At 65.9% G+C, this 9,667-nt stretch carries 6 protein-coding genes; 5 read left to right on the forward strand and 1 reads right to left on the reverse strand.

The features are described 5' to 3' along the window. Positions 1-106: 106 nt before the first annotated feature. Positions 107-766, reverse strand: coding sequence for a LuxR C-terminal-related transcriptional regulator (locus AC3WUM_RS25005; RefSeq protein ID WP_492414037.1), 660 nt, complete (start codon positions 764-766; stop codon positions 107-109). A 161-nt stretch (positions 767-927) separates the two neighbouring features. On the opposite strand from AC3WUM_RS25005, the gene AC3WUM_RS25010 reads away from it, so the two are divergent. From AC3WUM_RS25010 to tssA, 5 genes are all read left to right on the forward strand, one after another. After that, complete coding sequence (locus AC3WUM_RS25010) at positions 928-1,866, forward strand: TraB/GumN family protein (protein ID WP_492414039.1); 939 nt, start codon at positions 928-930, stop codon at positions 1,864-1,866. A gap of 24 nt (positions 1,867-1,890) precedes the next feature. After that, entirely contained in the window at positions 1,891-3,303 is a 1,413-nt protein-coding gene (gene tssK / locus AC3WUM_RS25015) for a type VI secretion system baseplate subunit TssK (protein ID WP_492414041.1), read from the forward strand. Between the two features lie 3 nt (positions 3,304-3,306). Further along, a complete protein-coding gene (locus AC3WUM_RS25020) occupies positions 3,307-4,638 on the forward strand; it encodes a DotU family type IV/VI secretion system protein (protein ID WP_492414043.1) in 1,332 nt (443 codons plus the stop codon). Between the two features lie 211 nt (positions 4,639-4,849). Further along, entirely contained in the window at positions 4,850-8,407 is a 3,558-nt protein-coding gene (locus tag AC3WUM_RS25025; protein ID WP_492414045.1) for a type VI secretion protein IcmF/TssM N-terminal domain-containing protein, read from the forward strand. A gap of 14 nt (positions 8,408-8,421) precedes the next feature. After that, on the forward strand, positions 8,422-9,513 hold the full coding sequence (tssA, locus tag AC3WUM_RS25030) for a type VI secretion system protein TssA (RefSeq protein ID WP_492414047.1): 1,092 nt from the start codon (positions 8,422-8,424) through the stop codon (positions 9,511-9,513). Positions 9,514-9,667: the final 154 nt, after the last annotated feature.

The following is a 9,667-nucleotide window of genomic DNA, read 5'->3' on the forward strand; positions in this document are numbered from 1 at the left end:
CACCAGGGTGTGCTTTCTCTTGCTTACTTCTCTTTGCACAAGCAAAGAGAAGTAAGGCCCGACCGGCGAGGTCAAAAGCTTTCAGAGTCGAGCGAAAATCAAAAACTCAGATCCCTTCCAGCTTCCTCGAAGCCACCACCGCCTCCGTCCGATTCCGCACATTCAAAGCACGATAAATCGCCGCGAGATGGATCTTCACCGTGCCCTCGCTGATCCCGAGATCGCGAGCGATGAGCTTGTTGGGCTTGCCCTGCGACAGCAGCCGCAGCACGTCGACCTGACGTTCGGTCAGGATCCGCCGCAGGCTGTCGATACTTTCGGGCGCTGCCACCGCCGGTGTGACGGCGGCGGGCGCGGCGGCGCTCACTTGCCCGAGCATCATCGGCGGAATGTAGACACCGCCCGACAGCACCAGGCGCACGGCCGAGAGCATCACGTCCGGCGAGTAAGCTTTGGGAATGAAGCCGAGTACGCCGAGGTCGAGCAGGCGGCGCATGAGGCCGGCGTCTTCGCTGCCCGACAGCACCACCACGGGCAGCGTCGGATGCTCGTTGCGCACCTGTTCGATGTGGCTCAGGCCGTTGGCGCCCGGAATCGACAGATCGAGCAAGGCCAGGCCGTAGTCCACGTCGGCTTTGGCGAGCACGTTCATGAGTTCCTGGGCCGTCATCGCCACGGTGAAGTCGACCGTCTCGGCCAACTCCGCCATTTTGAGTTTGACGCCTTCGATGACCAGACGATGGTCGTCTGCGATCAGAACGTGCACGGAACGCCCTTTATCTTTCTATTGGGGTGGTGGCCGACCATAACGGCTAGCCGGCATCCGGGCAATTACGCCTTATGGCCGGCCCGAGGGTATAGACCCGACGGGCTATGGTTTGCCGCTGGTCTCCTGCGGAAGATGGCGCCGGTTCGAGAACCGCGACCATGCCAACGCACTTCCGCCTTCTGCTCATCGCCGCCCTGCTGTCCGCCAGCCCGATCTGCGGTGCGAGCGTGGACGACAGCGTCACGCCGCTGTGGCGCAACTGGCGCGGCGTGCTGTTCCGCGTCACGCCGCCGACGACGGCAGCGGGCGCCGATGCGAAACCCGAGCCGCCCGAGTCGAGCTTTCTGTTCGCGAGCATTCACTACGGCTCGCTCGACGAGCTCGGCATCGATGCCGACCAGCTGCGCGATGTGCTCGTCTCCACCCGCACGCTCGTCGACGAGAGCGCCTCGGGCGCGAGCTTCGATGCCGAATCCGATCGCCATCGTTTCCTCGCTCCGCCGATCACGCTGCCGACGCTGATCGGCAGCAAGGCCTTCGACAGCCTCGTGATGCTGCTGCCGGAGCTGCCCAGCGAACGCCTGAGCAGGCTCAAGCCCTGGGTGGTGCTGTCGGTGCTCGAATCGCGCGGCGAGATCGCGAGCGACGGCAACCTCGATCATCAAATCGCGCGCTGGGCCGACGAGGCCGGGCTGCGCCGCGTGCATCTCGAAACGCTGGCCGACCAGATGCGCGCGCTCGACTGCGTTTCCGAGCGCGAGCAGGCGCAGATCCTCGAGCGCCGCATCGAAGCGCCGTGGGTGCTCAAGGAGCAATCGGTGCGCGTGCTCGGCTACTACCGCAACCGCGATCTGCCGGCCTGGATGGACGAGGTCGATGCGATGGTCGGGCTCGATCCGGTGACCAAGCTGATCGAATCGCGGGCCCGCGATTGCCTGCTCAGCGACCGCAACAACCGCTGGATCTCGCAACTCGACGCATTGCTGCGCAGCGGCCGCTGCTTCGTCGCCGTCGGAGCGCTGCATCTGACCGGCGAGGCCGGCCTGCTCGCGCAACTCGCGCAACGCGGCTACAGCGTTAGCGCCGAACCCCTATGAGCTGCCGCACCTGACGGAATCACGATGAGCGACTCGACACACTCGGTTTTCTGGGGGCAAGGCGCCTTCCTCACGCCGCAGCATCTGCAGCGGCAGGATGCCTATCACACCGCGCATGCGCTGCGCCTGCAGCGGCTCGTCAGCGCGTATCCGTGGGGCTTCGAGGCGCTTGTGCTGCGCGAAGAAGCGCTCGCGAGCGGCATCGCCGACGTCTCGCGCTTCGCGCTGTGGACGCGCAACGGCCTGCGCATCGAAGGCGGCTCGGCGAGCACCGGAAACGCACGCGTGGCCGAGCGCAACCTGGCGACGCTGAGCGCCACGAGCGGCGTGCCGATCTCGCTCTATCTCGTGCTCTCGAACGAGCAGGGCGTGGTGAGTTCGGGTCGCAACGAGAACGGCCGCCTGCCGAGCCGGCACCAGCTCGAAACCATCGCGGTCGACGATCCCTTCGACCCGCAATCGCCTGCCGTCGAAGTCGATTTCGTGCGCTACCAGCTGTCGATGATCACCTCGCTCGACGAGAACGCGCAGGCCATCCTGCAAGGCAGCGAGGCCTACAAGTTCGCCGAGCTGCTGCCGAACGGGCCGGGCCGCTACAAGCTGTCGAACGATTACGTGCCGCCCGGCGTCGTGCTCGGCGCGAGTGCGAACCTGCTGCGCTGGACGCACAGCTTTCGCGATCTGCTCGTTTCGAAGGGCCAGGATTTCTCGGCGATCAAGCGCCAGCGCGGTATCCGCGCGGCCTCCACGAGCGCGCAGGAAGTCATGCGCGTGCTCATGATGCAGACCTTCGGCCGTTACATTCCGCTGCTGCAGGAGGCCGTGCGCCTGCAGCGCGTCTCGCCGTATGCGCTGTATTCGACGCTGCGCCAGCTGGTCGCCGAGTTCTCGGTGTTCTCCGAGGAAATATCGTACTTCGGTGGCCTGCAGGACAAGCTGGAGACCGAGCTGCCGGCCTACGATCACGATGACCTGCGCCGCTGCTTCCAGCTCGCGTACGCGCGCGCCGAGCAGCTCATCAAGGCGCTCACGGTCGGCGCCGAAGTGGGCATCTCGCTCGTCTACGACGGCCGCTTCTACAAGGCCGAGATACCGCAGAACCTGTTCGAATCCGACAAGACGCGCTTCTACCTCGCGATCGAATCGGAAACGCGCGGGGCCGATCTGTCGCAGCGGCTCTCGCGCACCGGCAAGATCTGCACGGTCGAGGAAATGCCGCGCCTGCTGCAGGCCGCGCTGTTCGGTCTCAAGATCGACCTGCTGCCGGTGCCGCCCGAAGAGCTGCCGCAGAAGACGCCGAACACGACCTACTTCCAGATCGATACGACGCACAACTTCTGGCAGATGATCAAGCAGCGCCGCAACATCGCGGTGTTCTCCGATCTGCCTTCGGACGGAACGGTCATGAAGATCTATCCCGTCGGCGCGGAGGAATGAGTCGTGGCGAAGCTCTTTGATTGTTTCGCCCCGGTGTTCTCGCTCGGCCTGGAGCTCGATGCGCGCATCGCCGCGAGTACCGCGCCGGCGCAGGTCGAGCCGGTCTATGCGCAGCTGCGCGCCGCGGTGGATCGCGCCAAGGCCGCCGCGCTCGCAGCGGGCTATCGGCCCGAGCAGGTGGATTCGGCGGTGTTCGCGATCGTCGCCTGGCTCGACGAGATCGTCGCGCGCAATCCGGCGTACTGGGCCAGCGGAACGCCGCTGCAGGTCGCGATCTTCAATACCAACAACGCGGGCAACGAGTTCTTCCATCAGTTCGGGGCGCTCAAGGCCAGCGACGACGAAGTGCGCGAAGTCTATTACCACGCGCTGCTCTGCGGCTTCGTCGGCCAGTATTATTTCGAAACCGGCGAGAACGGCGAGCTCGGCAAACTCAAGGAGCTGCACGCGCGCCAGTTGCCGATCGCGCCGGCGCCGACGCATACCCTGCGCGAGGAACGCATCACGCCGCAGCCGTATCTGACGCGCGATCCGTCCGGACCGCGCTATCCGCGCCAGTGGGACAACCTCGTGCTCAAGATCGGCATCGCACTCGCGCTCGCGGTGCCGCTGATCTATCTGCTGTATCTGCTGCTCGCGGCGCCGAAGGATACCGGGCCGACGCTCGCGCAACAGGTCGATCAGCGCCTGCAGGGCTATCCGTGCTCGGATCTGTCGGCGACGGTGGCCGACAACGGAGCGACCGCGGTCAGCGGCACCGTGTCCAAGCCCGAAGAGATCGAGCAGGTGCGCAGCGATGTGTCCGCGATCAAGGGCGTGAAGGACCCGAGCTTCGACCTCAGCGTGCGCATCTGGCCACACTGCGAAGTCGTCGCGATTCTGAAGCCGTATCGCGAGCGCAATCTCGAGCGCCGCCAGGGGCTCGAAGTGCGGCCCACGACGGGCCACTCCGATCGCTTCATCGAAGGCGAGCGCGTGATGGTCAAGCTGCAGCAGGCCAATTTCGACGGCTATCTCTACGTCGATTACTACACCGTCGACGGCACCGTGCTGCATCTGTATCCGAACCGGCGCGAGCCCGAGAGTGGGCGGCTCGTGGTCGGCGCCGAGCAGTTCCTCGTCGGCGAAAAAGCGCCCTGGGAGATCGGCCCGCCGTTCGGCCAGGAACTCATCACCGTGATCGCATCGAAGGTGCCGTTGTACACGAGCGAGCGCCCAGAGATCGAGCAGGCTTCGGTCTACGTGCCGAGGCTGCGCGAGATGCTCGACGCGAACCAGGCAGCCGATCGCCTGTCCGCGGACTTTTTGTTCATGCAGACCGAGCCGAAGAAATGAGCGGCCATAACGAATACGCGGACATGGCTTCCCCGGCTGTTCCTCTCTCCTGCTTGCGGGAGAGAGTCCCTCGCGGCAGCGAGGGGAGAGAGGGGCTTTACGTTCCAATGCGCTCCCTTTCCGAAAAGCCCCTCTCTCCCCGCTACGCGGGACTCTCTCCCGCAAGCAGGAGAGAGGAACAGCACGGTGTGCTCGCGATCGGAGCCCGCGCATGAACCTCTTCGACCGCTACGCGAACCTGTTCGCGCGCATCCCGGGCCTCGCCAAGGCCCTGCCGCGGCGCATCGTAGCCGCGATCGTCGCGCTGCTCGCCATCGTCCTGACGATCTGGCTGCTCGCCAATCTGCTGCCGCTGCTGCCCGCGCGCTTCTGGCAGCTCGTCGGACTGTGCCTGGTGGCGCTCGGCGTGCTCTGGTGGTTCACGCTCGGGGCCAAGCGCTTCTCGCGCGCAGGCCTGTCGAAGAAGCGCATCGGCGATCTCGGACCGGGCAATCCCGACGACGAGCGTGAGCCGCTCGATCGCATGTCGCAGGCGATCAATGAGGCGCGTAGCACGATCCTGCGTTCGCCGCAGATCGAAAGCGGCAAGGACCCGATCTATCGCGTGCCGTGGCTGCTGTTCGCCGGCGATACGGCGAGTGATGTCGCAGGCCTGCTCAAGGCGGCGAATGCGGTGTCGCCATTCCCGCCGCCGACGCAGCCCGAAGGCGATCCGAAGCAGCTCTGGCGCTGGTGGTTCTTCAAGTCGCTGATCGCGATCGAGATGCACGCACGCGTGGTCTGCGATCCGTCTGCGCGGCTCGAGCGCGGGCTCTGGTATCAGGCGCTCATGCAGCTTGCTGCCAAGCGCGAGCGGCTGCCGCTCAACGGCATCGTGCTCTGCGTGTCCGCGCGCAGCCTGCTCGGACCGGCCGACGAGCTCAAGGCGCTGAGCCTGCGCCTGCGCCGTCTCGTCGACGAGGCGATGGAGCATTTGCAGGCGAACATGCCGGTCTACGTCGTCGTCACCGGGCTCGAGACGCTGACGGGCTATGCGAGCTTTCGTGCCGCCTTGCCGAAGGAAGCCTTCGACCAGGCGCTCGGCCATCGCCTGCCCGAAACCGAGGTCATCAGCGCGCAGACCAGCACGCGGCTCGACGAGATCCTGCAGCCGATCCTCGATCGCCTGCATGCGCTGCGGTTGTCGGCCTTGCGATCCCAGCCGACGCCGCAGACGCGTCGCGACGTGTTCGAGTTCATCGAGCAGCTGCGGCGCATGCAGTTCGGGCTCGGCAGCCTCGTGACCCTGCTGCTCGAAGACAATCCGTTCCAGCGCACGCCACGCTGGCGCGGGCTCTACTTCACGGGAGCCGGCAGCGGCGATCATGCGGGCGGAGCCTTCGTCGCCGATCTGTTCACGCGCTTCTTGCCGACCGACCAACCGCTCGCGACGCCGAGCCTGCGCGGCAACAGTGCGAGGCTGTCGATCGCGGCCTTCGGCGTGCTCGCGATGCTCGGGCTCTCGGCCTCGATCAGCCTGGGGTTTTCAGCCGCGCACCGCGACGACGTGCGCTTGCAAGCGCAGCTCGGAAGCGCCTGTGATGGCCTGGCCGGCGACGGCGCGCGCGGTAGCCGCATCGCCGCGCTCGCGAGCTGCGGACGCAGCATCCAGCAGCTGCAGGTGGCGGCCGACCAGGCCTTGCTCGGCTTCGGCATCCGCCGATCGGACAACGATCTCGCCGCGCTCAAGCAGGCCGTCGTCGATGGCGTTTCGAACCTCATTCTCGCGCCCTACGATCAGGCCATCGAAGCCGATCTGGCCGCGGGCCGTGTCGGCTTCGATCACCTGCTCGCGATCTCGCAGCGCCTGCGCATGCTCGCCGATTGCCGGCGCCGCACCGACGATTGCCTGCAGCGCGAGCTTCCGCACAACGTTGCCTTCGATCCGGCCTCGCGGCTGTTCGCTCCGTTCTCCTCGAGCGACGACAACGTGCGCACCGATCGAGAGAATTCGGCCGCGCTGCTGTCGACCTACCTGGGCTATCTGCGCTGGCAGAAGCGCGATGTGCTCAATGCCGAGGACAAGCGGCTAAAGGCTTTGCTCGCCCGCATCATGACTGCGTACACGCCGAAGCCCGAAGACCTCGAGCGCTGGGCCGCGGCGCGCGGCGACGGGCTGCGCCTCACGCGCTTCTGGCTACCCGAGGATCGTGTCGTCGGCGTCGACGATGCGACGCTGCCGATGATTTCGGGCACCTACACGCTCGACGTGTACCGAGGCGTGCTCGCGCCGATGATCGCCACGGTCGACTCGGCCCTGCCGGAAAAAAAAAGCGTGCTCGCCGACCTGCGGCGCAACTATTTCGCGGCCTACTTTCGTAGCTGGGCGGCGTTCCAGGCGCGCTTCGGCGAAGGCCTGAAGCTCTGGCAAGGCCAGTACGACCGGCTCGTCGCCACCGCGGCGACGCATCAAAACCCCTACCCGTTTTTTTTTGCCAGCGCGCAGCGCGATCTGTTCGGTCTTCCGCTTGATCTGCCTATAAAACTGCGCTGGTCGATCGCCTGGGCGCAGATCCAGTCGAACTGGTTCGGCGCCTTGAAGCCTTTGTGGCGCTTCATCGTCGATGCCGTGCGCGGCGCGGGGCCGAACGCCGTCGATCCGCCGCCGTGGCTGCTCGCGATGAAGGACACCGAAGTGCGCGTGCTGCGAAAGCAGGCGCCCGCGCTCGCGCGCGGTTATCTGCGCCTGCAGGCCGAAGGCGGCGGCCAGGACATCTATCAGATCGCGGCCGACATCTTCAAGGCGCAGGGCGCGCCGACGCAGCCTCCCGCGGCCGAGTACGCGCAGATGCTCGCAGCGGTCGAGAAGCCCGACGAGCGCTACTCCGCGCAGTTTCGCAACACGGATCTTGCGGCCTGGTCGGTGGTCCAGGGGCCGGCACGCCTGTTGCTGTTTCTGACCGTGTATCGCGCAGGCCAGTTCGTGCAGGCCAAGTGGCGAGAGACGGTCGCGCAGCCATTGCAGAACGCGTCGCCGCAGGAACTCGCCTCGCTGCTCTACGGCGAGCAGGGCAGGCTCACACGCTTCGTCGCCGACTGGCTCAAGCCGTTTCTGAGCGAGCGCGACAATGCGCCGATCAAGGTCGCCGGCGTGAGCATGCCGTTGTCGACGGGCTTCCAGGCGGCGCTGATGCAGCAGCGCAGTGCGGCCGCGGTGCCCGGCGCGGGCAAGCCGTTTCTGGCGGCAGGCCTGCAATTTACCGACGCGAGCCGCTTCGGCGCGTACAACGAAGGCGGGCAGGGCACGACGATCGAAGTGCAGTGCCAGGACCGCACCTTCAGCGCGAGCACGCGCTCGGAATCGCTCGCCGATGCGCGCGTCGCCGTGATGTGGTCTCCGGACTCCTGCCTCGAAGCGCGCCTGCGTATCGCATTGCCCGATCCGGCCGAAGTCGAAGCCGGCGTCGCCGCGACAGGCTTCGATCCGACCGCTGCACCGACGGCTCCGGCGTCGCCGAATGCGCCGACGCGGCTCATCAAGGTGTATCCGGGTGGCGATGGGCTCATCGCGCTCGCGAACGATTTCGCCGAAGGCCAGAAGCGCTTTCGCCTGAGCGATTTCGAATCCGCCTACACGCCTTCGCAGTGGAACGAGCTGCTGCCGCGTCTGCGCGCCCTCGGTACGCGCGAGGTACAGGTGTATCTCGACGTACAGCTTTCCGACGAGATGAAACGCTATCTCGCCTTGCGCAGCGCACCGACCACGCTGCCTCCCAATATCCTCAACTAGAGCAGGACTTTCCCATGGCCATCGATGTCGCCGAACTGTTGAACCCGATTGCGGGCAGCGATCCCTGCGGTGAAGACCTGAGCTTCGCCGACGTGTTCGACCAGATGCGCGAAGCGCGCCGGGCCGACGACGCGAGCCTGTCGCAAGGCGATTGGCAGACCGATCGCAAGGTCGCCGACTGGCGGCTCGTGCTGCAGCTCGGCGAGCGCGTGCTGTCGCGCCAGAGCAAGGATCTGCAGGCCGCCGTCTGGGTCGGCGAAGCCGCGATCGGCAAGGAAGGCTATGCCGGTGCGGCGGAGGCTTTCGCCCTGCTCGGCGGTTTGCTCGAACGCTATTGGGAAGGCCTTTATCCGCGCCTCGATGGCGACGACGCCGACGAGCGCATCTCCAAACTCAGCTGGTTCAACACCTATGCCTCGCGCGTGCTGCGCGCCGCGCCGCTGACCGAAGCCAAGCCCGCGATGACGCTCAACGATTGGCAGGCCTCGCGCGATGTCGACAACCTGGGCCGACAGAACGCCGAGGCTTACCAGGCCGCGCTCGCGGAGGGCAAGCCGACCGGCGAAGGCTTCGACAAGGCGCTGGTCGGCAATAGCGCGGATTTCATCAAGGCCCTGCTCGCGAGTACCGAGGCGGCGCAGGCCTCGTTCGCAGCGTTCAAGACGCAGGTCGATCAGAAGCTTGGGCGCTCGGCGCCGAGCCTGTCGGAGATCGAAGAGGCCTTGAAGCGTGCGCAGCAGTTGGTGTTGAAGGCGGCCAAGGCCAAGGGGCTCGTCGCCGAGTCGACTCCGGCGGCTGGTGATGAGCCTGTTGCGCACGCAGCGCCTGCGGGCGCAGTGGGAGCTGCGGTGGCGGTTTCCGCGCCTGGCGGAGTCGGATTCTCGTTGCAGCTCGGGGGAGCGCATTCGGGGCGCGATGGAGCGCTGAAGGCGCTCGGGGAAATCGCGCAGTTCTTTCGGCGGACGGAGCCGCATAGTCCGGTTCCGTTTTTGATCGAACGGGCGATTTCGTGGGCGGATACGCCGCTTGATGAGTGGCTCGTGCAGGTGGTGACGGACGATAGTGTGTTGTCGCGGATTCGGGATCGGACGGGGATTGTGCAGTAGCCTTTGTTGTTGGGGCTTCGCTGCTGGTTCAGTCGAGCGCTGAGAGCTTTTGACCTCGCCGGTCGGGGCTTACTTCTTTTGCTCGTGCCAGTACTGTCCGGGGAAAGTGGTCTGTCCTGTTTTCAAGTCATTGATTGAATTGTTCTGATGGCTG

The sequence above is a fragment of the Hydrocarboniphaga sp. FW305-C-57 genome, from assembly GCF_058783045.1.

Coding starts and splice junctions, on each gene's coding strand:
- AC3WUM_RS25025 (WP_492414045.1), top strand. CDS start 4,850: ATGAACCTCTTCGACCGCTACGCGAACCTGTTCGCGCGCATCCCGGGC.
- AC3WUM_RS25010 (WP_492414039.1), top strand. CDS start 928: ATGCCAACGCACTTCCGCCTTCTGCTCATCGCCGCCCTGCTGTCCGCC.
- tssK (WP_492414041.1), top strand. CDS start 1,891: ATGAGCGACTCGACACACTCGGTTTTCTGGGGGCAAGGCGCCTTCCTC.
- tssA (WP_492414047.1), top strand. CDS start 8,422: ATGGCCATCGATGTCGCCGAACTGTTGAACCCGATTGCGGGCAGCGAT.